The following is a 26,375-nucleotide window of genomic DNA, read 5'->3' on the forward strand; positions in this document are numbered from 1 at the left end:
GTATCTGCGGAAGGTTGCTGGACAGCTTCCCAATGCCATGCCCCTTCCACTATCATTTCGAACAGGGAGTCGCCCGGCAGGACACTGCGCGGCGGCAACCGTCTCGCCTGACGGCCGGGCCTGATGTGTGATCGATGGCACAGACCCGAGGGCGGACCGCTATCGAAATAGTACTCATATCGATTGCAGCCACATTGCTGACGCGTGGAGCGAAGCCTGCATCATGATCCGATTGAGCCCTTCAGTCCCGATGTTGCGTTCAAGCCGGTTGGTCTGCCGGCTTGCGCTGTCGATGTTGTGGATGCTGGCAGCGGCGACGACCGCGCAGGCCGACAAGCGAGTGGCGCTGGTCCTTGGTGTGTCCAACTACCAGAGCGTCGCGCGGCTGGCCAATCCCGACAACGACGCCGCCGCCATCAGCGACGTGTTCAAGCGGATGGGGTTCGATATCGTGGAGCTTCGCCGCGATCTCGGCGTCATCGAGATGCGGCGGGCGGTGCGCGATTTTGCTGCGGTTGCCGCGGATTCCGACATGGCCGTGGTCTATTACGCCGGTCACGGCATCGAGGTGAACGGCGCGAACTTCCTGATTCCGGCAGATGCCAGGCTGCAGAGCGATTTCGACGTCGAGGACGAGGCGGTCCCGCTGGACCGGATTCTCCAGGCGATAAATCCGGCGAAGCGGCTGCGGCTCGTCATCCTCGATGCCTGCCGCGACAATCCGTTTGCAGAGCGGATGACACGCAGTGTCGCCACGCGTTCGATGGGCCGCGGCCTCGCCAAGATCGAGCCCGCCACGGCGGATACGCTGATTGCGTTCGCCGCCAAGGCCGGCGCGGTCGCCGGCGACGGCGACGGTGCGCACAGCCCGTTTGCGACCGCGCTCCTCAATCATTTGGCGACACCGGGCCTCGACCTTCGCCTGACGCTTGGCCGGGTTCGCGACGAGGTGCTCAAGAGCACGGGGCGGCGGCAGGAGCCCTTCGTCTACGGATCGCTCGGCGGCGACACCGTGGCGCTGGTGCCGCCGGTTGCACCGCCGATCGATCCGAACGCGGGAGCCCGGCGGGATTATGAGCTTGCGGCGCAGGCCGGCACCAAGCAGGCCTGGCTTTCCTTTCTCGCCGTTCATGCCACCGGCATCTATGCCAACTTTGCGCATGCGGCGCTCGACAAGCTCGAGGCCGCAGAAAAAATCAGCGAAAACGCCGATGCCGTACAGCGGCAGGCCGAGCAGCAGGTCCGGCAGAAGAGCGACGATTTCAGGAAACAGATCGAGGAGCAGGCGGCGCGTGAGACGGAACGGGCCACGCAGCAGATCTCCGAGCAGGCCCGGCGCGATCTGGAGAAGGAGCGCCAACGCATCGCCGAGCAGGCCAAGCGCGAGCTCGACGATGCCCGGCGGCAGGTTGCGGAGGCGCGCCGGCAGGCGGAGGACGCGGCCCTTCAGGTCGAGCAGGCGATGAAGCAGGCCGCGCTGGAGGCGCAGCAACAGATCGAGGCGGCGAAGCGCGAGGCAGACCGGCGCGAGAAGGAGCGCCAGGCTACGCTTGCCGCTCTGACCCCGCCCGCCGCGCCCGCTGCTGCTCTCGCCGTGGCGCCGACTAGCGTGCCAGCGATGGATCCTGCGGACATCGCCCGCTTGCTCCAGGCGCACCTGAAGCGTGTCGGTTGCGATCCCGGTGCGGCCGATGGCGCCTGGACTGCACCGTCGCAAAAGGCGCTCGACAGCTTCAACAGATATGCCGGTACGAAATTCGACGTGAAGGTCGCAAGCCTCGACGCGCTCGATGCGGTGCGCGCCCGGCCCGATCGCATCTGCCCGCTGGTTTGTGCGAGGGGGCAAAAGGCGGTTGGCGACCGCTGCGTCCAGATCGTCTGTGACAACAAATTCGTGCTGGACGCCCAGGGCGTGTGCCAGCGGCGTCCCGATCCGTCGCCCCAGAAACCAAAGGCGGTGTCCCGCCACGAACCGAGCCCGCGCGCGCCGTCTGCTCCGGCCAGCAGCGAGGGCGGCAAATGTCATACCTATGGCGGAAAACAGTACTGCCAGTGATGCGGCGTTGCTCGCCCTGGGTTGACGGGGTGGCGAGATCCTCGCGTCCGTCCAGGATGGCCCCTCTACGAAGCCTCTGCCCGCGGCGGCGGATATCGCCGGGCCAGCGCCGACAACGGCAAGTGTCGCTCGCCCTCAGGTAGCTCGAGATAGGCGAGCACGAGCGGCCGTTTCCAGTCACCGACGCCGAAATCCATCGCCATCCATTTCTGCGGTTCGGGGCCCTCAAGACCGCGCACCCAGACGAAATAGCGGGGGAGATCGTCGGCTTCCGTTTCCGTCACGCGTCTCCTGGCCATCAAAGCTGCTCGCTGTATCGTTACGTGTTGCCACACGATATGGGGACTGGCCTGGCAAAGTCGAACCGTCGAGGGAGGGGATGCCGGGAAGCACGCGGCCCTCTCCTGGCGAAGTGTCCGAAGGATGCGAGCCGTACATCCGCGAGGGAGCTCCGATTTGATCTTTCGATACTGTCCTTCTAGCCTCACGGTGACGTCTCCCGCGCACGGGTGGTGCGAACGCAAGGGCTTGTTCAGTGAGGATTCTGATTGTCGAGGACGATGCCGCCATGGCGCGCGGCCTTGCCGAGCGGCTCAAGCTGTCCGGGTTCGCCGTCGATATCGAGTCTGACGGGGCTTCGGCGGCGCAGACCGCCTTGCTGGAACCCTACAGCCTCATCATTCTGGACATCAACTTGCCGAACGTGTCGGGTTTCGGCGTCCTGCACAAGATACGGCAAGCCGGGTCGACCGTTCCGGTCATGATTCTGACTGCCCGTTACGCGACCGGCGATAAGGTCAGCGGGCTCGATCTCGGCGCCGACGATTATCTCTCCAAGCCATTTGATATCGCCGAATTTGATGCCCGCGTTCGCGCGCTCGTGAGAAGGGGACAGGGGCTTCCAAATCCAACCTTGATCTGTGGCCCGCTCGCGTTCGACCGCGCCGCGGGCACGATTACACTGAGCGGCCGGCCGCTTGAATTGCGACGGCGCGAGTTTGCCGTGCTGGAAGTGCTGATGACCCGCGCCGGCAAAGTCGTCTCCAAGGAGCGCCTGATCGCGGAGGTATTTGGCTTCGACGAGGCGGTAGCGCCGAACGCGGCGGAACTCTATGTTGGTCGCGTTCGCCAGAAACTCGGTCCTGACGGGCCGCGGATCCGAACCGTCCGCGGGCTAGGCTATCTGCTGGAGGTACAGTGATCGCCACCTGGCGGCCGTCGTTGAGGCGAACGCTCCTCACCAATCTGGTGGCGCCCGCCATTGTATTGGCGATGGTGCTTGGAATCGGCGGTATGTTGCTGATCCAGCGCGTTGTGCAGACAGTTCATGACCGGTTGCTCGATGGGTCGGTTCTCGCCATCGCCGAACGCGTCGGCGTGGAAGATGGCGAACTGACGGTCGACTTGCCGCAGGTTGCGCTCGGCATGCTGGAAAGCCAGTCGCACGACAGCATCTATTACAGCGTGACTTACCTCGGCGAATTGATCACCGGTTACAAGGATCTTCCACTATCCGGCTTCGATCGATTGAAGGCTGGCGAAACCGGCCATCGCGATGGCGCGTATCGCGGCAAAACGGTTCGTATCGGCGCGCAGGCGCGGCAGGTCTACGGCAGGCCGGAGCTGGTCCTCGTCGCAGTGGCCGAAACGGTGCAGGCGCGCCGCGTCGTCGAACGTGAAATGCTGATCGGACTGGCGATGCTCGAGGCCGGGTTGATTAGCCTCATCGCTTGCCTCGGCTGGTACGCCGTCGATCGAGGCCTGAGGCCGCTTGGCGAACTCAAGCAAGAAATCGACGCGCGCGGTATTCAGGGCGGTCCAAATCTCAGTCCGCTCGACCTTTCCCGGGTGCCGCAGGAAGCTTTAGCACCGGCGCTCGCGGTAAATTCCCTGCTACAGCGGCTGGATCTGGCCATCGGACTGGTGCGCCGATTCACAGCCGATGCCTCGCATCAGATGCGAACCCCATTGGCGATACTGCGGACGCATCTCGATCTGGTGCGACGCCTGGGGTCGGAAACGCCGGCGGGCCAATCTGCCCTCGACGAGGTCGATAACGCCATCAACCGCCTTGAACGGCTGCTCGGGCAGCTCGTGACACTGGCACGGGCCGACGAGCAGAACATTGCGCAACCGGCCGCGGAGAACGTTGACCTGAATGAGGTCGCCTTCAATGTCCTGTCGGAGCGTGCCCCACAGGCTTTCGCGAACGACATCGACGTCCAGTTCGATCGATCCGACTGTCCCGCGGTCATCGCCGGCAATACGGTCCTGATTGGCGAATTGCTGGCAAACCTGATCGACAATGCGATCCGCTACAACCGCCCCGGGGGGATGGTCCTGGTTCGCGCGGTTGTTGACGCCACGACCGCGCGAATTGAAGTCGAGGATACCGGTCCGGGAATTCCGGAGGCCCATCGGGCCCGCGTTTTCGAGCGTTTTTATCGGATTCCGATGGCGAACGGCCCTGCAGGCAGTGGTCTTGGACTAGCCATCGTGAAAGCCTTGTCGGACCGTCTCGGGGCCCAAATCGTGCTTGCACCTGGCCCGGAAGGCCGGGGTCTGCGGGTTTCCGTGAGCTTTCCTCTTGCCAAGCGTGATGGTGAAAGCTCAAGTTGAGGCCGGATTGTGCGCTGCCGTACGAATGGCTGCGGTCCTGAACAAACTGAAGTCCGCAAAGCGGCTCATGGACGAGGAAACGTCACGATGGCGGCTGCCAAAGCCTTGGCCTTGTGCGTTGGGATCTTGCTGACGTGGCCTGCCATGTCGGAGCAGGCGCAGCTCGGCCCTCTCAAAGGGCAAGCATCCGCTATCGCCGGAGCTCGAGAGCAGCTCAACATCGTATCGACGACCCAGGACGCGGACGTCGCCGACTTGCTTGCCGATTTCCGGGCAAGTCATCCGGACATCGAGATCGTCCATACAAAGATCAACTCGAACGATATCTACAATCAAGTCGTGGATCCCTCGACCTCCAGCGCAGCACCCGGAGACATTGTCTGGAGCTCCGCGATGGATCTGCAGATCAAGCTCGTCAATGACGGCTATGCTCAACCCTATGTCTCGAAGGAAATTGCGCATATCCCGGATTGGGCCATCTGGAAAGACGAAGCCTATGCCATCACGGCGGAGCCGATTGTCATTGTTTATAACAAGAACCTCGTTGCGGAGTCCGATGTACCCCGAACCCGCACTGACCTGAAGAGCCTTCTAAGCCGAAAGCCTGACATCTATCGAGGTAAGATCGCAACCTATGACCCGGAGCAGAGCGGGACCGGTTTCCTGTTCATCACGCGCGATGCCGGAATCACCAGGACAACGTGGGATTTGGTCCGTGCGTTTGGCAGCGCCGGTATCAAGCTCTATTCGACCACCGGAACGGTGCTTGATCGGATTTCATCCGGCGAACATCTGCTCGCCTACAATATGATAGGGTCTTACGCGATCGAACGGGCCAAGGAAGATGCCTCTATCGGAATCGTGTTTCCTGCCGACTACATCACCTTGATGTCGCGAATAGCCTTTATACCCGTCACCGCGCCCCACCCGGAATCCGCGAAATTGTTTCTTGATTACCTGCTTTCAGAACGCGGCCAGAAATTTCTCCTGGCCCGGTCAGTCGGTCCTGTGCGCCTCGGTCTCGGCGCGGAAGGCGTGATACCTGCGGATCGCAGCGGCGCAGTCAAGCCGATCCATATTGGTGCAGAATTGCTCACCTATCTCGATCAATCGAAACGAGCGAGCTTCCTCAAAGAGTGGCGCCGCGCGTTGCAGGATCGATAGAAATCCAGGGATCTGGATTTCAGACGGAATAACATCCGAGAGAAGCCCCCCATATCTGCCGGCTCATCAAGCGCGTCGTCTTCAAACCGATTTTCTTGCGGAGTGCGGCAGCGACAGGTTGGTGACAGGCAGCTGATATACGATGAGGCAGCAATCGTAGCTTGAACGATCGCTCCTCGCGTATCGGTCAATCCGGCCGCGATCAAGTTTGCAACACCTGCAAGACGGGTGAACAAGACAAAAAAACATAAACGATAAAAGGGAGGACGGCATGACGGTTACCACCGGACAGTCGAAGCTTGGCATGGTGCTCCGCGTCACCAGTGGCAACTTTCTTGAGATGTTCGACTTCTTTCTGTCGGGCGTCTACGCGTCGTACATCGCCAAGGCATTCTTCCCACTCGAAAATGAATACGCGTCACTGCTGCTGACCTTCGTTGCGTTTGGCGCAGGCTTTCTGATGCGCCCGCTCGGCGCCATCATCCTCGGCGCCTACGTGGATCGGATCGGCCGGCGCCAAGGCCTGATCGTTACACTGTCGATCATGGCTGCCGGCACGGTGCTCATCGCGTTCGTGCCAAGTTACGCAACCATTGGCATATTGGCCCCGATCCTCGTCTTGATCGGACGCCTGCTGCAAGGCTTCTCGGCTGGCGTCGAGCTTGGTGGGGTTTCCGTCTATCTCTCGGAAATGGCCACACCGGGAAAGAAGGGTTTTTACGCCAGCTGGCAATCGGCAAGTCAACAGGTCGCGATCATCGTCTCGGCCTCGCTGGGTTTCGCTCTCAATGCATGGCTTGCACCGGCGCAGCTTGACGATTGGGGCTGGCGTATTCCGTTCTTCATCGGCTGCCTGATCGTTCCTTTCGTATTCTTCATTCGACGCTCGCTGCAGGAAACCGATGAATTCCTGGCGCGGAAGCATCATCCGACACCCCGCGAGATCTATCGCTCCATCCTCGCAAACTGGAGCATTGTGCTTGCCGGGATGATGATGGTGATCATGACCACGGTGTCGTTCTACCTCATTACCGTCTACACGCCGACATTCGGCAAATCGGTCCTCAAGCTGACCGCGGCCGATGGCCTGATCGTGACGATTTGCGTGGGAATATCGAACTTCATCTGGCTTCCCATCATGGGCTCGTTGTCCGATCGGATTGGTCGTCGGCCGATCCTCATCGCCTTTTCGACTTTGGCATTTCTGACTGCATATCCCGCGCTTTCCTGGTTGGCCGCAGGCCCGACGTTCCCGAAGATGCTGACGGTCCTACTTTGGTTGTCTTTCATCTACGCCAGCTACAACGGCGCGATGATCGTCGCATTGACCGAAGTCATGCCGGTGGGTGTGCGAACGTCGGGATTCTCCCTCGCATATAGTCTGGCAACGACGTTCGGCGGGTTTACGGCAGCGATCTGCACCTGGCTGATCGCTGCCACTGGTGACAATGCGTCGCCGGGATATTGGATGAGCGCGGCAGCGCTCTGTGGTCTGGCCGGGACGTACCTCGTTTACAGGCCGCAACAACGACGCGCGCTATCCGGCGCCAATTCGGTCGAGACGGTGATAGGGACGTGACCACCAAAGTGCTCGATGACGTCGACCGTCATCGAGCAAGCACAGTCCTCGAATAATTGCATCGAAGGAAATTGCCGATGAGCGTGACGATCGTCGTGCGCAGGCGAGTTGCGCTAAGCTTGCTGATTGTCTTGGCGGCCGCGGCTGGAATCGCCAAGGCGTCCGAAGTCAGGGTCATGATCTCGGGAGGCTTGGCGACGCCTTATAAGGAGCTCGTACCGCAATTTGAACGCGCGACGGGAAATACGGTCGTCACGGCCTATGGCCCCTCGATGGGAACGACGGAGAACGCCATCCCCGTGCGACTGGCACGCGGCGAGGCGGCGGACGTGCTCATCATGGTCGGCGACGCGCTTGGCGAGATGATCGAGCAGGGCAGGGCGGTCAGAACCAGCCGCGTCGACCTGGTACGCTCGCCGATCGGGATCGCGGTACGCGCCGGAACGCCAAAGCCTGATATCGGTACTCCTGACGCATTGAAGCAGGCACTGTTGAACGCGAAGTCAGTTGCATACTCCGACAGCGCCAGCGGCGTCTATGTGGGCACCGAGCTGTTCAAGCGTCTCGGGATCGCCGCCGAGATGAAGGACAAGGCCAAAATGATTCCGGCGGAGCCGGTCGCGAGTGTTGTTGCACGCGGTGACGCCGAACTCGGCTTTCAACAGATCAGTGAACTTCTGCCGATCGCTGGAGCCGACCTTGTCGGGCCGCTCCCGCCAGACGTCCAGAAAATCACGATCTTTTCTGCAGGCATAACCTCCGGTGCCAGTCAGCCGGAAGCCGGACGGGCTCTGATTGCCTTCCTCGCTTCCGCTGCTGCTGCTCCGGCCCTGAAAAAAGCGGGTCTCGATCCCTTTGCAGCATCGGAGAAATAGACCGCTTCAGATCTGCGCGAGGCGGACGATTCCAGCGAAGGGGGACTTGATAATGAAGCAGTATCTCAACAGCTTCGGCGCACGCCAGACACTTGTCGTCGGTGCAAAGAGCTACGCCTACTATTCGCTTGCCGCAGCGGAAAAGAATGGCCTTCCCAGCATCTCCAGAAGCTCGCGATCGAGATCCGCGAGTCCGATGGTGCGAATAAGGCCATCATACCCTTGACCTGCCGCATCGATACGCTCGACGAGCTCGAATATTTCCGCAACGGCGGAATTTTTCAATACGTCCTGCGCCAACTCGCTGCCTGACCGTCAACCCGAAACGAGGACGCCATGCCAACGAATTCCGCGCCGCTACCGAGGATCGAAGCGGAAACCATGCGCCGCATTACATGGCGCCTGCTTCCGTTTTTCATGGTGTGCTATTTCATTTCATACGTTGACCGCGTCAATGCCGGGTTTGCGGCCCTGCAAATGAACAAGGATCTGGGCCTGACGCAGGCTGCCTTCGGGGCGGGCGGGGCGCTGTTCTATATCGCCTACATTCTTTTCGAGGTCCCCAGTAATCTGGCGATGCAGAAAGTTGGCGCGCGGATCTGGATCGCGCGCATTATGATCACATGGGGGATAGTCGGTATTCTCTCCGCTTTTGCGGTAGGGCCGATTACTTTTTATCTGAGCCGCTTCTTGTTGGGTGCAGCGGAGGCCGGGTTCTTTCCTGGTGTGATCCTGTATCTGACCTTCTGGTTTCCGGCGGCCTATCGCGCACGGATCGTTGCGGTTTTCATGGTGGCGATACCGCTATCGAGCTTTTTGGGATCGCCAATATCCGGCGCTTTGCTGGCGATGGATGGCGTGCTCGGCCTTCGTGGTTGGCAATGGCTTTTCATCGTTGAAGCCATTCCGGCCGTCCTGCTCGGCCTGGTCTCGTTCTTCGGGCTTCCGAACAAACCCGCTGATGCAAAATGGCTCGAGCCGGAGGCGCGCAATTGGCTCGACGCGCGCCTGCAGTCGGAACGATCGATGGCGAAGCAGGTCGGCCACATGTCGCTGTGGCAAATTCTGACCAACAAATATGTGCTCATCCTCGGTTTGATCTATGCGGGAAGCTCGGCCACGAGCAACGCGTTGTCGCTGTGGCAGCCTCAGATCGTGAAATCGTTCGGGATGTCCAACATGGAGACCGGCTTCCTGAATGCCATCCCATTTGGCATCGCCTCCGTTGCGATGATCTTTTGGGGAAGATATTCGGACAGGTCGAACGCCCATGCCCAAAACACCGCAATACCACTTGCGTTATGCGCAACGGCGCTGCTTGCGACCATGCTCACGAGCTCATTACCCGTGACGCTTGCTATTCTGAGCGTGGTCTTGATCGGTAATTATTCGATCAAGGGACCATTCTGGGCCCTGGCGACTGGGACACTCTCTCCGGCAACTGCTGCGGCCGGAATTGCCGGCATCAATACCCTGTCGCACATCGGCACTTCTGGCGCGGTGTGGCTGCTCGGCGTCATTAAGGAGGCGACGGGTAGCTTCCCCATGGCCTTGATACCGCTGGCTTTGCTTCAAATCGCCGGGATCATCGCGGTGCTTTGGATCAGCAAGCAGGAAACGCTACCCGCCACCTCCGCCGCAAGCCCCGTACATTGAGTGCAAGGCAGCATGTCTGACATTCACAAAACCCCGCGGCTCTCATCTTCGAGGACATAGTAATGCCTGCTCAATCCAAAACGAAGCGGCCCGCTACGCTCATTCCAGGCGATGGTATCGGCCCCGAGATCGTGAAATCGGCCGTCGACATTCTCGAAGCGCTCGGCTCTCCATTCGAATGGGACATCCAGCAGGGTGGCCTGGCCGCGATCGAGGAAAGCCGTGATCCGCTGCCGCAGGCGACGCTGGACAGCATCCGACGTACGCGGCTCGCCCTGAAGGGCCCGCTAACGACGCCGGTGGGGGGAGGATTCCGCTCGATCAATGTTCGTCTGCGCGAAGAATTCGGCCTTTACGCCAATTTGCGGCCGGTTCGAAGCATGGTTCCCGGAGGACGATTCGACGAAATCGATATCGTGCTGGTGCGCGAGAACCTCGGCGGGCTCTATGTCGCTTTCGAACACTATATTCCAATTGGGGAAGATCCGCACGCGGTCGCCATTTCGACCGGGGTCAATACGCGTGAAGGATCGCGCAAGATCATCGAATTCGCATTCGACTACGCGCTCAAGAACGGTCGCAAGAAGGTGACCGTCGTGCACAAGGCCAACGTGCTGAAGGCGCTGACCGGCATCTTTCTCGAGGTCGGTCACGAGGTTGCAAAGAAGTACGAGGGCAGGGTCAAGATGGACGATCGCATCGTCGATGCCACGGCGATGCAGCTCGTCATGAATCCCTGGCAGTTCGACGTCATCGTCACTACCAATTTGTTCGGTGACATCCTGTCGGATCAGCTCGCCGGTCTGGTCGGCGGCCTCGGCATGGCGCCCGGCGCCAACATCGGTCCGGATGCGGCGATCTTCGAGGCCGTGCACGGCTCGGCACCGGATATTGCCGGCAAGGGAATCGCCAATCCGCTCGCTTTATTGCTGGCGGTCGGGCTGATGCTGGAGCACATTGATCAGCCTGATCTCGCAAACCGTCTTAGAACGGCAATTGATCAGGTCTTGCGCGAGGACGGCGTTCGCACGCCCGATCTGGGCGGCAAAGCGTCCACTGGCGACTTCACTCAAAGCATCATCCGTCGATTGGGAGGGTAAGCAAATGACCGCTGTTGCTGCATCGCACCCGGCAATCCCCGCTGACAGCACGGCGCAAAAGCTGTCGCGTATCAAGGCGATTGTGGCTGCGTCGTCCGGAAATCTGGTCGAGTGGTACGACTTCTATGCTTACGCATTTACCTCGATCTATTTCGCGGCGGCGTTCTTCCCGTCTGGCGACCAGACCAGCCAGTTGCTGGCGACGGCCGGCATTTTCGCCGTAGGGTTCTTCATGCGGCCGCTCGGTGGCTGGCTGTTCGGCTGGATCGCCGATGCGCATGGCCGCAAGAATTCGATGGTGCTGTCGGTGCTGCTGATGTGCGCGGGATCGCTGATGATCGGAATGCTCCCCACGTACCAAACAATCGGCGCCGCGGCGCCGGCGCTCCTACTGTTTGCGCGCATGGCACAAGGCCTGTCGGTCGGCGGGGAATATGGAACGGCGGCAACTTATATGAGCGAGATTGCCGGCAAGGGCAACCGCGGGTTCTATTCGTCATTCCAGTATGTCACGCTCATCGGCGGGCAACTTCTCGCACTCCTCGTTGTCGTGGTTCTGCAGCAAACCTTGTCGCTCGACGAGCTGAAGGAATGGGGATGGCGGGTGCCTTTCCTGTTCGGCGCCGTCGCGGCCGTTGTGGCGTTGTATCTCCGCCGCTCGTTGCAGGAGACGGCCTCGGCGGAGACCATGCACCGCAAGGAGGCAGGTTCTCTCTCCGGCCTCTGGCATCATAAGCGCGCGCTGCTGATCGTTCTCGCATTCACGATCGGCGGATCGCTATTTTTCTATACGTTTACGACCTACATGCAGAAATTCCTGGTCAACAGCGTGAAGCTGGATGCCAAGACGGTCAGCTCGATCATGACCGCTGCCCTGATCGCCTTCATGCTGCTGCAACCGGTGTTCGGGGCGCTATCGGACAGGATCGGCCGGCGCAACAACATGATCCTGTTCAGCGCATGCGCTACCCTCGCTGCGGTGCCGCTATTGATGGCATTGTCCAGCACCACCAACGTCTACGCCGTTTTTGGCCTGATCATGATCGGTCTTGTGATTGCGTGCTTCTATACCTCGATCAGTGGCGTCGTGAAGGCCGAACTGTTTCCGCCCGAGGTGCGCGCCCTAGGCGTCGGACTTCCCTACGCGATTGCCAATGCGATGTTCGGCGGAACGGCGGAATATGTTGCATTGTCGCTGAAATCGTCCGGATACGAAACCCTGTTCTTCTGGTACGTCGCGGCGATGGCGCTGGTCGCCCTGGTCGCGTCGCTCTGGATGCCGGATACGCGGACGCGAGGCTATCTCGACGGCGATGGCCGGATCTGAACTGAAACACGACGGCCCCGTCATGCCTGCGACGGCGTCCGGAGAGCATTGAATTCGAATGGGAGAGACGCGCTGATGGCCAAGGGATCAGATTTGTTGGTTGCCGCACTCGAGAACGAGGGCGTCGACCGAATTTTCGGCGTTCCCGGCGAGGAGAACCTCGATGTCGTGGAAAGCTTGCGCAACTCGTCGATCAAGCTGATCCTGACACGCCACGAGCAGGGCGCGGCCTTCATGGCCGCGACTTATGGACGGCTGACCGGCAAGCCCGGCGTGTGCATCACCACGCTTGGCCCTGGCGCATTGAACCTGACGACTGGCGCCGCCTACGCGCTGCTCGGCGCCATGCCCATGATCATGCTCACGGGCCAGAAGGGCATCATGAGCAGCCGACAGGCCAAATTCCAGATCGTCGATGTGGTTAGCGCTTTCAAACCGTTGACCAAGCTGTCGCTCCAGATCGTCAGCACAAGCGGCATTCCGACAATCGTTCGCGATGCCTTCCGGATCGCCATGGAAGAGCGTCCGGGTCCGGTTCTTCTGGAACTGCCCGAGGACATCGCGGGCGAGGAATCCGAAGACGTCGCGATGGTGGCGCCGCATCCGATCGAGATCCCGGTCGCCCATCGTGCCTCGCTGGATCGCGCTGCCGACATGATCCTCAAGGCCAAGCGGCCCTTGATCATGCTCGGCGCCGCCGCGTCCCGGCCGCGCAGCACGGCCGGCATCGGCGGCTTCGTCCGCCGCACGAAAATTCCGTTCTTCACCACACAAATGGGCAAGGGAACGGTACCCGGCGGCAGCAACCTCTACATGGGGACGGCTGCACTCAGCGAGCGCGATTACGTTCATGAAGCGGTCGACCGAGCCGATCTGATTATTGCCATAGGTCACGACACCATCGAAAAGCCGCCCTTCATCATGGGCCCCAAAGGTCCTCAAGTCATCCACGTCAGCTACACGCCGGCCAACGTGGAGCGGGTCTACTTTCCGCAGTGCGAAGTGGTCGGCGATGTTGGACCGAGCCTGGAGTTGCTGGCCGATCGTCTCGAGGGGCGGCTGCATCATGCCGGCGCGCTGTTAAGCCTTCGCGAAAGTATCCTGGCCCGGATCGGCGATCGCGCGACCGAGGACCGTTGGCCCCCGACGCCGCAACGCATCGTGCACGATGTGCGAAAGGTCATCCCTGAAGACGGCGTCGTCGCGCTGGATAACGGGATGTACAAGATCTGGTTCGCCCGCAACTACCGCACCTATGTGGCGAACACGCTGCTGCTGGACAATGCCCTCGCGACAATGGGCGCCGGGCTGCCATCCGCCATGATGGCGGCGATGCTGCATCCGGAACGCCGCGTGCTCGCGGTCTGCGGCGACGGCGGCTTCATGATGAATTCGCAGGAGATGGAAACCGCGGTTCGCCTTAAATTGAATCTCGTCGTGCTGATCCTGGAAGATTCGGCCTATGGCATGATCCGCTGGAAACAGGCGGTCGATAGTTTCCCGGACTTTGGCCTCACGTTCGGGAATCCGGATTTCGTCAAATACGCCGAGAGCTACGGCGCGAAAGGCTCGCGGGTCGAAAGCACGGATTCGTTGATTCCGACGCTCGAAAACGCTTTCAAAGGTGGCGGTGTGCACCTCGTCGTCGTGCCGATCGACTACAGCGAAAATACCCGCGTGCTCGTGGATGAACTTCGCGAGAAGCTGAAGCAGGTTATTGAGCCGACCGTGTGAGCCGTCGGCGAGGGCCGATTGATGAGCTGAGCTGAAATTGGCGTGGTCGCAAGCGCCGGCAATGGAGAGTGCAATGAGTGAGCAGATCAACGAGCAGGCTGAGAAGATGCGGGAAATGGCGCAGACCACGCTGGACAAGGCGAAAGAGGCTGTGTCGAAATACATAACCGAATCCCAGAAGTTGAGAGAGAAGGCCGATTCCAGCGTTCGCTCAACCTATTCGGCGGCGAAGGAGATGAACGAAAGAGCCGTCGCGTTCGCCGAGGAAAATGTGGCTTCGGGCTTCGAGCTTGCGCAACGGCTGTTGCATGCCAAGGACCCGCAGGAAATGGGTGCAGTTTATCAGAGCCATCTCAAGGAGCAGATGGAAAAAATGAACGCGCAGTTTCGCGAGCTTGCAAGTGCAATGAACCAGCCGTCGACTGTTGACCTGAATAAGTAGCGCCGGTCGCCTCAGAGCGAAATCAAATCGCTGATCACAGGATGTTGCCTGCACGCGTTCCGAGCGCGGACGATGCATCATCCGATCAAGACAATCGCATCGCAGTGCGTCGGGGAGGCTCCAAGGTGGGCACGGAAAAGTCAGATACGCTGATCCATGACGTGCCGGCCGGCTGGGCACGGCGGGCTCATGCTGACGCTGCGAAATACAGCAGCATGTATGCTTCGTCGGTGTCGACGCCGGATGCTTTCTGGGCGGAGCATGGCAAGCGGATCGACTGGATCAAGCCGTTCACGAAGGTGAAGAATACCTCCTTTGCGCCCGGCAAGGTCTCGATCAAGTGGTTCGAGGACGGCACCACGAATGTGGCGATGAACTGCATCGACCGGCATCTTGCCCGGCGTGCCGGTCAGGTCGCGATCATCTGGGAGGGCGACGATCCCGCCGAATCCAGGCACATCACCTACGCGGAGTTGCACGATCAGGTCTGTCGTTTCGCGAATGTCCTGAAAAGTCACGGTGTGAAGAAAGGCGACACCGTCACGATCTACCTGCCCATGATTCCGGAAGCCGCCTATGCCATGCTCGCCTGCGCGCGAATCGGGGCGGTCCATTCCATCGTGTTCGGCGGGTTCTCGCCGGATGCCCTGGCCGGACGTATCGAGGGCTGCCAGTCCAAAGTCCTGGTCACCGCCGATGAGGGGCTGCGCGGCGGGCGCAAGGTACCGCTGAAGGTCAATGCCGACGATGCGCTGAAGAAGGTGGCCGGCATCGTGAAGACGATGATCGTGGTCAAGCGCACCGGCGGTGGCATCGACTGGGTCGACGGCCGCGACGTCTGGTACGCGGACGAGGTGGCAAAGGCCTCGGCCGACTGCGCGCCGGTCGAAATGAACGCGGAGGATCCGCTATTCCTTCTTTACACGTCGGGTTCAACCGGTGCTCCAAAGGGCGTCGTTCACAGCACGGGTGGCTATCTCGTTTTTGCGTCGATGACGCACCAGTATGTGTTCGACTATCACGACGGCGACATCTACTGGTGCACCGCCGATGTCGGCTGGGTCACCGGCCACAGCTACATCGTCTATGGGCCGCTGGCCAACGGCGCGACCACGCTGATGTTCGAGGGGATCCCGAACTATCCCTCAACATCGCGCTTTTGGCAGGTCGTCGACAAACACAAGGTCAACATCTTCTACACCGCGCCGACCGCGATCCGTTCGTTGATGGGTGCGGGGGAAGAGCCGGTCAAACAGACCAGCCGTGCGTCGCTGCGCTTGCTCGGCTCGGTGGGCGAGCCGATCAATCCGGAAGCGTGGGATTGGTATCACCGCGTGGTCGGCGATGGACGTTGTCCGATCGTCGATACCTGGTGGCAGACCGAGACAGGCGGCATCTTGATCTCGCCGCTTCCCGGCGCGACGGCTTTGAAGCCCGGTTCGGCAACCCTGCCGTTTTTCGGAGTGATGCCGGAAGTGGTGGACGCAAGTGGTGCCGTGCTGACCGGCGCATGCGAAGGCAATCTCGTCATTGCCGATTCCTGGCCAGGCCAGATGCGCACGGTCTACGGCGACCACGAGCGCTTCATGCAGACCTACTTCGCGACCTATCCGGGCAAGTATTTCACCGGCGATGGCTGCCGGCGCGACGCCGACGGCTACTACTGGATCACCGGCCGCGTCGACGACGTCATCAACGTATCCGGTCATCGCATGGGGACAGCCGAAGTCGAAAGCGCGCTCGTCGCACATCAGAAGGTTTCCGAAGCCGCTGTTGTCGGTTTTCCGCACGACATCAAGGGGCAGGGCATCTACGCCTACGTCACCTTGATGTCGGATGCGGAGCCCTCCGGAGAGTTGCGCAAGGAACTAGTGGCCTGGGTCCGCAAGGAGATCGGACCGATCGCCGCACCCGATGTCATTCAGTTTGCGCCGGGCCTGCCCAAGACCCGCTCTGGAAAGATCATGCGTCGTATTCTGCGCAAAATCGCCGAGGACGAAGTCGGCGCGCTCGGGGACACCTCAACCCTGGCGGATCCGGCGGTGGTCGATGATCTCATCAAAAACCGCCATAGCCAAAAGGCGGCGCGGAAATGAATATCGACGCGATTTCGATCGGCGACAATCCCCCGGAGGACGTCAATGTCATCATCGAGGTTCCGATCGGCGGTGAACCGATCAAATACGAAATGAACAAGGCGGCGGGCGCGCTGTTCGTCGACCGCTTCCTGTATACGCCGATGCGCTATCCCGGAAATTACGGCTTCGTTCCGCACACGCTTTCGGACGATGGGGATCCGATCGACGTGCTCGTGGCCAATTCGCGGCCGATCGCTCCTGGCGCCATAATCAATGTGCGGCCGATCGGCGTGCTCAAGATGGATGACGAGGGCGGCGGCGACGAGAAGATCATCGCCGTGCCGATGCCGAAACTGACGATGCGCTACGCACACGTCAACGGGATCGCCGACATGCCGCAGATCGCGATCGAGCAGATCCAGCACTTCTTTGAACACTACAAGGATCTGGAGCCGGGGAAGTGGGTGAAGGTGATCGGATGGGGCGACAGTGCCGAAGCGCGCCGGCTGATCGTCGAGGCCATCGCGCGGGCAAAGAGCTGAAACCGAGATATGGGCAATGATATGAGACTGGTTCTGTTGGGGCCGCCAGGCGCAGGTAAGGGCACGCAGGCGACGAGGATCGTCACTCGATTTGCGATCCCGCAATTGTCGACCGGCGACATGCTGCGCCAGGCGGTTGCGGAAGGCACGGCTGCGGGATTGCGCGTCAAGCACATCATGGATCGGGGTGAACTTGTGCCCGACGACGTCGTGGTATCGGTGATCGCTAATCGTATCGACCATTCCGATGCGGTAAGCGGCTTTATCCTTGACGGCTTCCCGCGCACGGTCGCGCAGGCCGAAGCGCTCGATCAGGAACTCGCCACCCGGGGCATCAAGCTCGATGCGGTGCTTGAGCTCGAGGTCGACGAAGATGCGCTGCTCGACCGCATCAAAGGGCGCGCCGACGATGCGGCAAGCCGAGGCGAGCCGGTGCGCCGCGACGATAATCCCGAGGTCTTCAAGACCCGGCTCGGCGTTTATCGCGAGCAAACCGCGCCGGTCACGGAATACTACCGGTCGCAGGGACTGCTCAACGTCGTCGACGGTTTGCAGCCGATTGACGCCGTGACCGAACAGCTCGCCGCGGCGCTTGCGGCAGTAACGTCCGATCAGATCAGGAGTGATGTCAGATGAAAGCGTTTACCTTCCAGGCACCCCCCAACATCCTGTTCGAGGCAGGCGCATCGAAAAAGCTGGCGGAGTTGGTCGCTGGATACGGGGCAAAACGTGTTCTGCTGGTCACGGATAAGGGCGTACGCAATGCAGGCCTGACCAGAAACGCCGAGGCTGGCCTGGTTGCCGGCGGCTGCGAACTGACGATATTCGAAGATGTGGAGGCGGATCCGCCGTCGCATATCATCGAGCGGGCGGTCGCACTGTGTCGTGACAAGGACATCGAGCTGGTTGCCTCAATCGGCGGCGGCAGCGCGCTCGATACCGCGAAGTTGGTGGCCTATCTGGCCAAAACGCCTGATCGCCTCGAAGATATCTACGGCGTCGGCCTTGCCAAGGGCGAACGCCTTCCGCTGCTGCTGGTGCCGACAACGGCCGGAACGGGCTCGGAGGTGACCCCGATTGCGATCGTCACCACGCCGACGACCGAGAAAAAGGGCGTCGTTGCGCCCCGCCTGCTCCCGGACTGGGCGATCCTCGATCCGGAGCTGACGCTCGGCCTGCCGCCGCATGTCACCGCGGCGACCGGCATCGACGCCATGGTCCATGCGATCGAAGCCTATACCAGCAAGCACCGGAAGAATCCGATGTCGGACCAGTTGGCACGGCAGGCTCTCGCCCTGCTGTCGGCGAATGTCCGGACGGTCTGTGCGGACGGATCTAATCTCGAAGCGCGGTCGCAAATGCTGCTGGGTTCGATGCTGGCCGGCATGGCGTTCGCCAATTCCCCGGTCGCCGCCGTGCACGCGCTGGCCTATCCGATCGGCGCGCTGTTCCACGTGCCGCATGGCCTGTCGAATGCCTTGGTGCTGACCCAGGTGCTGCGGTTCAATTTGCCGGAGGCGGAAGGCCTCTACGCCGAACTGGCGCCGATCGTCGATCCCAAATCGGAAGGAATGAGCGTCAGCCAGCGGGCACGGCTGTTCGTCGATGCGATCGCGGCGATCTGCCGGGATTGCAACGTGCCGGCCTCGCTGGCCGATGTCGGCATTGCGAGGGGCGACCTGAAGAAGCTCGCCGAGGATGCGATGAAGCAGACGCGGCTTCTCGTGAACAATCCGCGGGAATTGAGCTTCGACGATGCGCTGGCGATCTACACCGAGGCGTTCGGCAACCGCGCGGCGGCCTGAGCGGCACAAAGAGTGAGCAGCATGAGCGAGAACGACAAATCGGCTTCCGCTGATTCCGATCCCGGCCTCGAATGGGCGAAGCTGTGGCAGACGATGGCCGAATCCTCGAACCGCATGGTCGAGGCGTGGTCGGGGTCGATGGCACCGTTCATGCTGGCGCGTCTGTCGGAAAAGCCGGGTGGTTTTGGCGACGGCAACGAACTGTCGGCAGCGATCGAGCGGATGGCGCAGGGGCCGCGGCTGGCCGACGTCTGGGACATCGACCGGAAAATGGCGTTGGCCTTTGGGGCCTGGATCGAGATGCGCCAGCGGCTTGCGAGCTACAATGCGGTTGCTGCCGCTCCATGGCCTGAAGCGTCGAAGCGGTTTTACGAGACGATGTCCGCCACCGGTAGCGATGGCTCCCCGCATCCGGAGTGGCGCGAGGCGTTCGCCAAATGGAGCGAAATCTCCAACGAGGAACTGATCCGGAATCAGCGCACCGACGGCTTCTTGCAAGCTCAGAAGGAACTGCTGCAGGCGGGATTGAAGTTACGGAGCCGGCAGGATGATGTCGCTGAGGCCGCGTCAGCCATGTTGGGGCTGCCGACCCGCAAGGATTTCGACGACGTGACGCAGCAATTGACCGAACTCCGCCGAGAAGTCCGTACGCTCGCCCGCCAGATCCGCGACCAGAAGAGCGAAGCCGCACGATGAGCGATCAGGAGAACCAAACCTCGCGCTTCGCCCGGGACATGGCGGCCAACGCCGAGAAGATGTTCAAGGCGACACAGTTGATCGCCAATACGCGGGATGAAGACGTCGCCATCGGCACGACACCGAAGCATCTCATGATGCGCCGCGACAAGGTCGAGCTGTTCCATTATGAGCCGATGGCGGAAGCGACGGCGAAGACGCCCGTCCTTTTGGCCTACGGCCTGATCGGGCGGTATACCATGGCTGATTTACAGCCTGACCGCTCGCTGGTGCGCAGCCTTCTCTCAAAAGGGCTCGATCTCTGGCTGATCGACTGGGGCCAGCCGGGCCGAACCGAGCGATGGCTGAAAATTGATGATTACGTCGATGACTACATCGATGCCGCAGTCGACCGCATCGCGCAGGAAACCGGCCATGACAAGATCACGCTGCTCGGCATCTGCGAAGGCGGCGTCTTTACGACGTGCTACACCGCTCTGCATCCGGAAAAGGTCAAAAATCTCGTCATCACCATTACCCCAATCGACTTCCATGCCGATGTCAAGGACAAGGCCGCGCACCACGGCTTCCTCAACCTTTGGACCCGCAGCCTCGATCCTGATGACATCGACAAGCTGGTCGATACTTACGGCGTGCTGCCGGGCGAGTTCATGAGCTCGGTGTTCTCGATGATGACGCCGATGCGCTCACTGACGAAATACAATGTCGATCTCATCGACGTCGTCGATGACGAGGCCAAGTTCATGAATTTCCTCCGCATGGAAAAGTGGCTCGCGGACCGTCCGCATCATCCTGGCGGAGCGGCGAAGCAGTGGCTGAAGGATCTCTACCAGGAGAACCGCCTGGTCGATGGCAGCTTTGAACTGTCCGGCCGTCGGGTCGATCTGAAGTCTATCACGGCTCCCGTGCTGAATGTTTTTGCGTTGGATGACCATATCATTCCGCCGGACTGCTCGCGCGCGCTCGGAGCGAAGATAGGCAGCACGGATTACACCGAAATTCCGCTGCCCGGCGGCCATGTCGGCCTGTTCGTCTCCAGCAAATCGCAGGGCAAGCTGAGCCAGAGCATTGCCGACTGGCTGGTCGCCCGCGACGCCAATCCCGGAAGTGAAGCCTGATGCGCAACAAGATCGTCGACGCCGCCGAGGCGGTTGCCATCATCCGTTCCGGTGACACCGTCGCCTCGTCCGGCTTCGTCGGCGTGGGAACGCCCGATGAAATCATCAAGGCGCTGGAGCGGCGTTTCGTGCAGACCGGAGAGCCGCGGGACCTTTCGCTGGTGTTCGCGGCGGCGCCGGGAGACGGCGCCGATCGCGGCCTCAACCGCCTGGCGCATCCCGGCCTGATCAAACGCCTGGTCGGCGGACATTTCGGCCTGGTTCCGAAGCTCGCCCGGATGGCGGTCGACAATCACGTCGAGGCCTATAACTTGCCGCTCGGATGCGTATCGCATCTGTTTCGTGAAATTGCGGGGCGCAAGGCCGGGCTTCTCTCCAAGGTCGGGCTCGGCACCTTCGTCGATCCGGCCAATGGTGGCGGAAAGCTGAATGCGCGCACCACCGAAGAGCTGGTGCGGATGATCGAAATCGACGGCGAACAATGGCTGTTCTACAAGGCATTTCCCATCAACGTTGCGATCATCAGAGGTACCACCGCCGACCACAACGGCAACATCTCGATGGAAAAAGAGGCGTTGACCCTCGACAATCTGGCGCTGGCAACGGCCGCCAAGAACTGCAAGGGATTCGTCATCGCGCAGGTGGAGCGCATCGCCGCCTCCGGCTCGCTCAATCCGCGTCACGTCAAAATTCCGAGCGTCTTGATCGACTGCGTCGTCGTTGCGCAGCCCGAAAACCATGTCCAGACCTATGCCACGGGTTACAACGGAGCATTTTCGGGCGAATTGCGCGCGCCGGCCGATCGCAATGTTCCGATGGCGCTGGATAACCGCAAGATCATTGCGCGCCGCTGCGCCCTGGAATTGCCGATGGGCGGCGTGGTCAATCTCGGCATCGGCATGCCGGAGGGAGTCGCCTCGGTTGCCGCCGAAGAAAAGCTGTTCGACTTTGTGACGCTGACTGCCGAGCCCGGCATCATCGGCGGTATTCCGCAAGGCGGTCTCGATTTCGGTGCTTCGATCAATGCAGAATCGATCATCGACCAGAACCAGATGTTCGATTTCTACGACGGCGGCGGGCTCGATCTGGCCTGTCTCGGCATGGCTCAGGTCAATGGCCGCGGCGACGTCAACGTCAGCCTGTTCAATGGCCGTCTGGCCGGCGCCGGCGGCTTCATCAACATATCCCAGAATGCGCGCCGGCTGATCTTCGCAGGCACCTTCACCACCGGTGGGCTCAAGACGTCGGTCGTGGATGGTCAGCTCAAGATCCTCAGCGAAGGCAAGTCCTCGAAATTCATCGACAAGGTGGATCAGATCACGTTTTCGGGCCAGCTTGCCGCAACCAACAGGCAGCCCGTTCTCTATGTGACGGAGCGATGCGTGTTCCGCCTCACTCCCGAGGGTCTCGAACTGATCGAGATCGCGCCGGGTATCGATATGGAGCGCGACATTCTCGCGCTCATGGGCTTTCGGCCCATCATCCGCGCGCCGAAATCCATGGATGTTTCGCTGTTCAGCGAGGCCCTGATGCAGCTCGACGACCGGCTGCTCAATCGGCCGCTGGCGGAGCGGCTGTCGTACGATGCCGATCGCAACACGCTTTTTCTCGGACTTGACGGCTATCGGGTCCATAGAGATGCCGACGTCGAGGTAATCCGGGCGTCGATCCTCGAACTCTTCCATCGTGTCGGACGCCGGTTTTCCGCAGTCGTCAACTACGATTCGTCTTACATCGCTCCCGACATGACGGAGAAATGGTTTTCAATGGCCGCCGAGGTCGAGCGGACCTGCTACGATCATGCCTCGCGCTACACCACCAGCGCATTCATGCGCCTGAAGCTCGGCGACGCGCTGGCCCGCCGCGACGTCGCGCCGCATATCTTCGAAACCTCGGCCGACGCCCACCGGTTTGTCGAATAGACCGATGGGGCTGAAATCCACCGAGTTGCGCCCCACGGACTGGCCTGAAGGACGGCAGAGGGCGCCCGACCGCACCGGATCGGTGCGCGGGCTGACCCGGCGCAGCTTCCATCGTATCGCATTCACGGATTGGGGGCCCGCGCCCGCGGTGCGGCCGGTGCTCTGCGTCCATGGCTTGACCAGAAACGGCCGGGACTTCGATCACCTCGCCGCAGTTCTCGCAATGGCAGGGCGGCAGGTCGTCTGCCCGGACTTGCCGGGCCGCGGACAAAGCGAACGGCTGCACGACAGCAGCGACTATGCCTTGCCGCAATATTGCAGCGACATGACCGTGTTGATGGCAGCTCTTGGTGCAACGGAGATCGATTGGGTTGGAACGTCGCTGGGCGGCTTGATCGGGATGGTGCTGGCTGCCCTTCCGGGCAGTCCGATCCGTCGCATCGTCATCAACGACATCGGACCCTATCTGCCCTGGACCGGATTGCTTCGTCTCGGTGCCAATCTCAACGAGGCGCCCAAATCGTTTGAGACGATCGAACAGGCCGAAGGCTACTACCGGCGGGTTCTGGCGCCTTTCGGGCGATTGGAGGATGTGCACTGGCGGCATCTGACAACGCATAGCGTGGCCTGGAGCGTGGAGGGGCGCTGCTTCAAGCCGCTGTGCGATGCGAACATCGCTCAGGCCTTTCGAAACCCTTGGCACTACAGCGTCGATCTCTGGAAATACTGGGATGCGATCGATGTCCCCATTCTGGTCATACGCGGGCAGCAATCGGATTTGCTTTCCGAAGGCGTCCTCGAGGACATGATGCGGCGCAATCGCAATGTCCGCGTTCACACCGTCGCGGACTGCGGGCATGCGCCGGCCCTGATCGCTGACGAACAGATCGAGGTCGTGACGCAGTTTCTGAGCGGCCACGACTCCACTTAGCGCTGAATGCTTCATGCCGAACTGCATTATAACGTGTTAATTCCAACCTGGCTGTCTTCATCATGGCTTCGAAACTCACGCTCAAAGATCCGACCCTGTTGCGCGATGCCTGTCCGGTGGCAGGTGCGTGGGTAGCCGCCGATAACGGCGCCACCATCACGGTCGATAATCCCTCGACCGGCGCCGTGGTCGGACATGTCCCCAACATGGGGATGGCCGAGACCCGGCGGGCGATCGAATTCGCCAACGCTGCGCTACCGGCGTGGCGAGCCCGTACCGCGAAAGAGCGCGCCGTGATCCTGCGACGCTGGTTCGATCTGATGATGGCGAACCAGGACGATCTCGGTGCGATCATGACGGCGGAGCAGGGCAAGCCGCTTGCTGAAGCCAAGGGCGAGATCGCCTATGCCGCAAGCTTCGTCGAGTGGTTCGGCGAGGAAGCAAAACGCGTCTATGGCGATACGATCCCGGGGTTCACGGCCGACCGACGCATCATCGTGCTAAAGCAGCCGATCGGCGTTTGTGCCGCAATCACCCCGTGGAATTTTCCGGCCGCGATGATCACGCGCAAGGCGGGCCCGGCCCTGGCGGCGGGTTGCACCATGGTCGTCAAGCCGGCAAGCCAGACACCACTGTCCGCGCTGGCGCTTGCGCTGCTGGCGGAGCGGGCAGGCGTCCCTCAAGGTGTGCTGTCCGTCATCACAGGTTCGGCGTCGGCGATCGGCGGCGAAATGACCTCCAATCCGATCGTACGCAAGGTGACATTCACGGGTTCGACCGAAATCGGCAAGAAGCTGATGGCGCAGAGCGCGTCGACGGTGAAGCGGACATCGATGGAGCTCGGCGGCAACGCGCCGTTCATCGTCTTCGACGATGCGGACATCGATGCCGCGGTCAAGGGCGCGATGGCTTCGAAATACCGCAATGCCGGCCAGACCTGTGTTTGCGTCAATCGCTTCCTTGCGCAGGACAAGATCTACGATTTGTTTGTCTCGCGTCTGGCTGAGGCGGTTAGTGCGTTCAAGATCGGTGACGGGTTCGAGCCCGGCGTCGCGATTGGTCCGCTGATCGACATCGCCGCCGTGGAGAAAGTCGAAGAGCATGTTTCCGATGCGGTTTCCAAGGGAGCGCGCGTCGCCATCGGTGGGAAGCGCCATGCGCTTGGCCGCACGTTCTTTGAACCGACGGTATTGGCGGACGCCACGCCGGACATGTTGATCTTCCGGGAGGAAACTTTTGGCCCGGTCGCGCCCGTATTCCGCTTCAAGACTGAAGAGGAAGCGATCCGCCTTGCGAACGATACCGAGTTCGGACTTGCGGCCTATTTCTACGGCCGCGATATCGGACGGGTCTGGCGCGTTGCCGAAGCGCTCGAGTACGGCATCGTCGGTATCAACGAAGGCCTGATCTCGACCGAGGTTGCACCGTTCGGCGGCGTCAAGGAGAGCGGCAACGGCCGTGAGGGTTCGAAATACGGCATCGAGGACTATCTGGAAATCAAATACCTCTGCATGGGTATCATCCAGAGTTCGGCCACTTGAGCGGCTGCCGGCATCGCGGAACAACGCATGGGCGGAAACCGTTTCGGGCCGTAGCTTGAATGGGGAGGGAGCGGCCACGTAGGGAATAGTCGCAACATTCAGCGGTTTAGTTTTGTTGCTCGGAATATCGAAATTCGCCGCGAAAATTTTTCTGACACTCCGGAATCGAAGTTGCCGAATAAGTGGTCGTTATCATTTATATTCGTGGGACAGGCGCCACTAACAATTCGCTTCACAGCTCAGCTCAACGCGTGAGCGGCCAATCCGTAGACCCACGGCTCGTTTTCCTTTCGGTTGAGGAATCGCCGCCCCTTGGACATGGTTGTGACCGTCTCGCTGATCGCGAGGCGGCTCTGCTGAAGATAGTCAGCAAACAGGCCCGTTTGCTCCCGGGTATCGACGCGGGCGAAACGGCCGGTGAGATCCTTAAGATGCACGGCCGTGAGATGGATCGCGTCATAATCATTGCTGGCGACAATGGGACCGATCACGTGACCACGCCCGAATTCGCGCTTCATGGAGTAGCCGACGGTCTTGCCGTCGCGGCGCAGTACACAGATTGACGCACCTTCCGAAAGCAGAGCAAGCAGCTCCCGGCGGCTCGTGCCGAATGCGCGCTCATCCAGCGCCGCAATCTCATTGAGAGTTTCGGCTGACGCCGACCTCAATTCGCCATCCAGAACTGATGTCGGTGGAAGGGGTGATACGATCTCTCCCTGCCACTGATACACGACCGCTTCCTTGGTGAAGCCCAGCGACAGATAAAGATGATAGGCAGCATCGGTCGAGTTCAGGGCAAGACTCCGATCCTCGCACCGTTCGAACACCTGTTCCATCAGCCATCGGCCGGTACCTTGTGCTTGGGTGCGCGGCGATGTGAGTACCAGGCCGATGGTGGCGAATTCGTGTCCGTGGGGGAACCACATCGCACTTCCGAAAACGCGCCCGATGCCGTCAACAGCGACGATGCCCTGACCGGCGCGGCGCAGGAAATCCCAGTCCTTTGGCCGATGCGGCCAGCCGACGGCAATCGAGAGCGCGTGGAGCAGCTTCACATCAACGTCTCGAATGTCGCGCGCGACCAATTCGAAGGACTTCAGGCGTACGGATCGTCCCATCTCAGTTCATTCCTTCGCGGAATGCCAACGTCTATGGCTTGTCGTGCTTTAGCTGCCCAGTTGCGACAGCAG

General features: G+C 61.0%; 23 protein-coding genes. 20 read left to right on the plus strand and 3 right to left on the minus strand.

The annotated features are described in order from the left end of the window. Positions 1-250 precede the first annotated feature (250 nt). Entirely contained in the window at positions 251-2,056 is a 1,806-nt protein-coding gene (locus tag IVA93_RS03280) for a caspase family protein (RefSeq protein WP_247482680.1), read from the plus strand. Positions 2,057-2,121: 65 nt separating this feature from the next. Here IVA93_RS03280 and IVA93_RS03285 read toward each other — a convergent pair whose 3' ends face one another. After that, entirely contained in the window at positions 2,122-2,355 is a 234-nt protein-coding gene (locus tag IVA93_RS03285) for a hypothetical protein (RefSeq protein WP_026232472.1), read from the minus strand. Positions 2,356-2,591: 236 nt separating this feature from the next. Between IVA93_RS03285 and IVA93_RS03290 the strand changes: the two genes are divergently transcribed. The 5 genes from IVA93_RS03290 to IVA93_RS03310 all read left to right on the plus strand — a co-directional run bounded on the left by IVA93_RS03290 (position 2,592) and on the right by IVA93_RS03310 (position 8,293). Continuing rightward, positions 2,592-3,257 (plus strand): response regulator transcription factor, encoded by a 666-nt coding sequence (locus IVA93_RS03290; protein WP_018453161.1) that lies wholly within the window; start codon positions 2,592-2,594, stop codon positions 3,255-3,257. After that, positions 3,254-4,675, plus strand: a complete 1,422-nt coding sequence (locus tag IVA93_RS03295; RefSeq protein ID WP_018453162.1) for a sensor histidine kinase — start codon at positions 3,254-3,256, stop codon at positions 4,673-4,675. The genes IVA93_RS03290 and IVA93_RS03295 overlap by 4 nt, the downstream gene beginning before the upstream one ends. Before the next feature lie 87 nt (positions 4,676-4,762). Beyond that, entirely contained in the window at positions 4,763-5,839 is a 1,077-nt protein-coding gene (locus tag IVA93_RS03300) for an ABC transporter substrate-binding protein (RefSeq protein ID WP_085350789.1), read from the plus strand. A 271-nt stretch (positions 5,840-6,110) separates the two neighbouring features. Next, on the plus strand, positions 6,111-7,418 hold the full coding sequence (locus tag IVA93_RS03305) for an MFS transporter (RefSeq protein ID WP_018453164.1): 1,308 nt from the start codon (positions 6,111-6,113) through the stop codon (positions 7,416-7,418). A 77-nt stretch (positions 7,419-7,495) separates the two neighbouring features. Then, positions 7,496-8,293 (plus strand): substrate-binding domain-containing protein, encoded by a 798-nt coding sequence (locus IVA93_RS03310; protein ID WP_018453165.1) that lies wholly within the window; start codon positions 7,496-7,498, stop codon positions 8,291-8,293. A gap of 120 nt (positions 8,294-8,413) precedes the next feature. Here IVA93_RS03310 and IVA93_RS03315 read toward each other — a convergent pair whose 3' ends face one another. Next, positions 8,414-8,593, minus strand: coding sequence for a hypothetical protein (locus IVA93_RS03315; RefSeq protein ID WP_143273402.1), 180 nt, complete (start codon positions 8,591-8,593; stop codon positions 8,414-8,416). 36 nt (positions 8,594-8,629) lie between these two features. Here IVA93_RS03315 and IVA93_RS03320 point away from each other — a divergent pair, with 36 nt between their 5' ends. From IVA93_RS03320 to gabD, 14 genes are all read left to right on the plus strand, one after another. Further along, on the plus strand, positions 8,630-9,949 hold the full coding sequence (locus IVA93_RS03320; protein ID WP_026232474.1) for an MFS transporter: 1,320 nt from the start codon (positions 8,630-8,632) through the stop codon (positions 9,947-9,949). 62 nt (positions 9,950-10,011) lie between these two features. Continuing rightward, the gene (locus IVA93_RS03325) at positions 10,012-11,049 is read left to right on the plus strand and encodes an isocitrate/isopropylmalate dehydrogenase family protein (protein WP_018453168.1); all 1,038 of its coding nucleotides are present in this window, start codon (positions 10,012-10,014) and stop codon (positions 11,047-11,049) included. 4 nt (positions 11,050-11,053) lie between these two features. Continuing rightward, entirely contained in the window at positions 11,054-12,376 is a 1,323-nt protein-coding gene (locus IVA93_RS03330; protein WP_018453169.1) for an MFS family transporter, read from the plus strand. A 75-nt stretch (positions 12,377-12,451) separates the two neighbouring features. Further along, complete coding sequence (locus IVA93_RS03335; RefSeq protein ID WP_018453170.1) at positions 12,452-14,110, plus strand: acetolactate synthase large subunit; 1,659 nt, start codon at positions 12,452-12,454, stop codon at positions 14,108-14,110. A gap of 73 nt (positions 14,111-14,183) precedes the next feature. Then, on the plus strand, positions 14,184-14,552 hold the full coding sequence (locus tag IVA93_RS03340; RefSeq protein WP_143273907.1) for a phasin family protein: 369 nt from the start codon (positions 14,184-14,186) through the stop codon (positions 14,550-14,552). 41 nt (positions 14,553-14,593) lie between these two features. Then, positions 14,594-16,648, plus strand: coding sequence for an acetate--CoA ligase (gene acs / locus IVA93_RS03345; protein ID WP_240543312.1), 2,055 nt, complete (start codon positions 14,594-14,596; stop codon positions 16,646-16,648). Continuing rightward, positions 16,645-17,172, plus strand: a complete 528-nt coding sequence (gene ppa / locus IVA93_RS03350) for an inorganic diphosphatase (protein WP_018453173.1) — start codon at positions 16,645-16,647, stop codon at positions 17,170-17,172. Before acs ends, ppa begins: the two co-directional genes overlap by 4 nt. A 21-nt stretch (positions 17,173-17,193) precedes the next feature. Beyond that, the gene (locus IVA93_RS03355; RefSeq protein WP_026232477.1) at positions 17,194-17,808 is read left to right on the plus strand and encodes an adenylate kinase; all 615 of its coding nucleotides are present in this window, start codon (positions 17,194-17,196) and stop codon (positions 17,806-17,808) included. After that, complete coding sequence (locus IVA93_RS03360) at positions 17,805-18,977, plus strand: iron-containing alcohol dehydrogenase (RefSeq protein ID WP_018453175.1); 1,173 nt, start codon at positions 17,805-17,807, stop codon at positions 18,975-18,977. The genes IVA93_RS03355 and IVA93_RS03360 overlap by 4 nt, the downstream gene beginning before the upstream one ends. Before the next feature lie 21 nt (positions 18,978-18,998). Next, positions 18,999-19,673 (plus strand): poly(R)-hydroxyalkanoic acid synthase subunit PhaE, encoded by a 675-nt coding sequence (locus IVA93_RS03365; protein ID WP_039798611.1) that lies wholly within the window; start codon positions 18,999-19,001, stop codon positions 19,671-19,673. Next, a complete protein-coding gene (phaC, locus tag IVA93_RS03370; protein WP_018453177.1) occupies positions 19,670-20,791 on the plus strand; it encodes a class III poly(R)-hydroxyalkanoic acid synthase subunit PhaC in 1,122 nt (373 codons plus the stop codon). The genes IVA93_RS03365 and phaC overlap by 4 nt, the downstream gene beginning before the upstream one ends. Beyond that, positions 20,791-22,713: an acyl CoA:acetate/3-ketoacid CoA transferase gene (locus tag IVA93_RS03375; RefSeq protein WP_085361112.1), complete on the plus strand. Its 1,923-nt coding sequence runs from the start codon at positions 20,791-20,793 to the stop codon at positions 22,711-22,713. Before phaC ends, IVA93_RS03375 begins: the two co-directional genes overlap by 1 nt. A 4-nt stretch (positions 22,714-22,717) precedes the next feature. Beyond that, the gene (locus IVA93_RS03380) at positions 22,718-23,644 is read left to right on the plus strand and encodes an alpha/beta fold hydrolase (protein ID WP_247789702.1); all 927 of its coding nucleotides are present in this window, start codon (positions 22,718-22,720) and stop codon (positions 23,642-23,644) included. 62 nt (positions 23,645-23,706) lie between these two features. Then, complete coding sequence (gene gabD / locus IVA93_RS03385; RefSeq protein ID WP_018453180.1) at positions 23,707-25,185, plus strand: NADP-dependent succinate-semialdehyde dehydrogenase; 1,479 nt, start codon at positions 23,707-23,709, stop codon at positions 25,183-25,185. Between the two features lie 239 nt (positions 25,186-25,424). Here gabD and IVA93_RS03390 read toward each other — a convergent pair whose 3' ends face one another. Next, a complete protein-coding gene (locus IVA93_RS03390; RefSeq protein ID WP_018453181.1) occupies positions 25,425-26,303 on the minus strand; it encodes a GNAT family N-acetyltransferase in 879 nt (292 codons plus the stop codon). Positions 26,304-26,375: the final 72 nt, after the last annotated feature.

The organism is Bradyrhizobium sp. 155 (assembly GCF_023101105.1).
GTDB lineage: Bacteria > Pseudomonadota > Alphaproteobacteria > Rhizobiales > Xanthobacteraceae > Bradyrhizobium > Bradyrhizobium canariense_D.

Coding starts and splice junctions, on each gene's coding strand:
- IVA93_RS03280 (WP_247482680.1), top strand. CDS start 251: ATGTTGCGTTCAAGCCGGTTGGTCTGCCGGCTTGCGCTGTCGATGTTG.
- IVA93_RS03285 (WP_026232472.1), bottom strand. CDS start 2,355: ATGGCCAGGAGACGCGTGACGGAAACGGAAGCCGACGATCTCCCCCGC.
- IVA93_RS03300 (WP_085350789.1), top strand. CDS start 4,763: ATGGCGGCTGCCAAAGCCTTGGCCTTGTGCGTTGGGATCTTGCTGACG.
- IVA93_RS03305 (WP_018453164.1), top strand. CDS start 6,111: ATGACGGTTACCACCGGACAGTCGAAGCTTGGCATGGTGCTCCGCGTC.
- IVA93_RS03310 (WP_018453165.1), top strand. CDS start 7,496: ATGAGCGTGACGATCGTCGTGCGCAGGCGAGTTGCGCTAAGCTTGCTG.
- IVA93_RS03320 (WP_026232474.1), top strand. CDS start 8,630: ATGCCAACGAATTCCGCGCCGCTACCGAGGATCGAAGCGGAAACCATG.
- IVA93_RS03325 (WP_018453168.1), top strand. CDS start 10,012: ATGCCTGCTCAATCCAAAACGAAGCGGCCCGCTACGCTCATTCCAGGC.
- IVA93_RS03330 (WP_018453169.1), top strand. CDS start 11,054: ATGACCGCTGTTGCTGCATCGCACCCGGCAATCCCCGCTGACAGCACG.
- IVA93_RS03335 (WP_018453170.1), top strand. CDS start 12,452: ATGGCCAAGGGATCAGATTTGTTGGTTGCCGCACTCGAGAACGAGGGC.
- IVA93_RS03340 (WP_143273907.1), top strand. CDS start 14,184: ATGAGTGAGCAGATCAACGAGCAGGCTGAGAAGATGCGGGAAATGGCG.
- acs (WP_240543312.1), top strand. CDS start 14,594: ATGTTGCCTGCACGCGTTCCGAGCGCGGACGATGCATCATCCGATCAA.
- ppa (WP_018453173.1), top strand. CDS start 16,645: ATGAATATCGACGCGATTTCGATCGGCGACAATCCCCCGGAGGACGTC.
- IVA93_RS03355 (WP_026232477.1), top strand. CDS start 17,194: ATGAGACTGGTTCTGTTGGGGCCGCCAGGCGCAGGTAAGGGCACGCAG.
- IVA93_RS03360 (WP_018453175.1), top strand. CDS start 17,805: ATGAAAGCGTTTACCTTCCAGGCACCCCCCAACATCCTGTTCGAGGCA.
- IVA93_RS03365 (WP_039798611.1), top strand. CDS start 18,999: ATGAGCGAGAACGACAAATCGGCTTCCGCTGATTCCGATCCCGGCCTC.
- phaC (WP_018453177.1), top strand. CDS start 19,670: ATGAGCGATCAGGAGAACCAAACCTCGCGCTTCGCCCGGGACATGGCG.
- IVA93_RS03375 (WP_085361112.1), top strand. CDS start 20,791: ATGCGCAACAAGATCGTCGACGCCGCCGAGGCGGTTGCCATCATCCGT.
- IVA93_RS03380 (WP_247789702.1), top strand. CDS start 22,718: ATGGGGCTGAAATCCACCGAGTTGCGCCCCACGGACTGGCCTGAAGGA.
- gabD (WP_018453180.1), top strand. CDS start 23,707: ATGGCTTCGAAACTCACGCTCAAAGATCCGACCCTGTTGCGCGATGCC.
- IVA93_RS03390 (WP_018453181.1), bottom strand. CDS start 26,303: ATGGGACGATCCGTACGCCTGAAGTCCTTCGAATTGGTCGCGCGCGAC.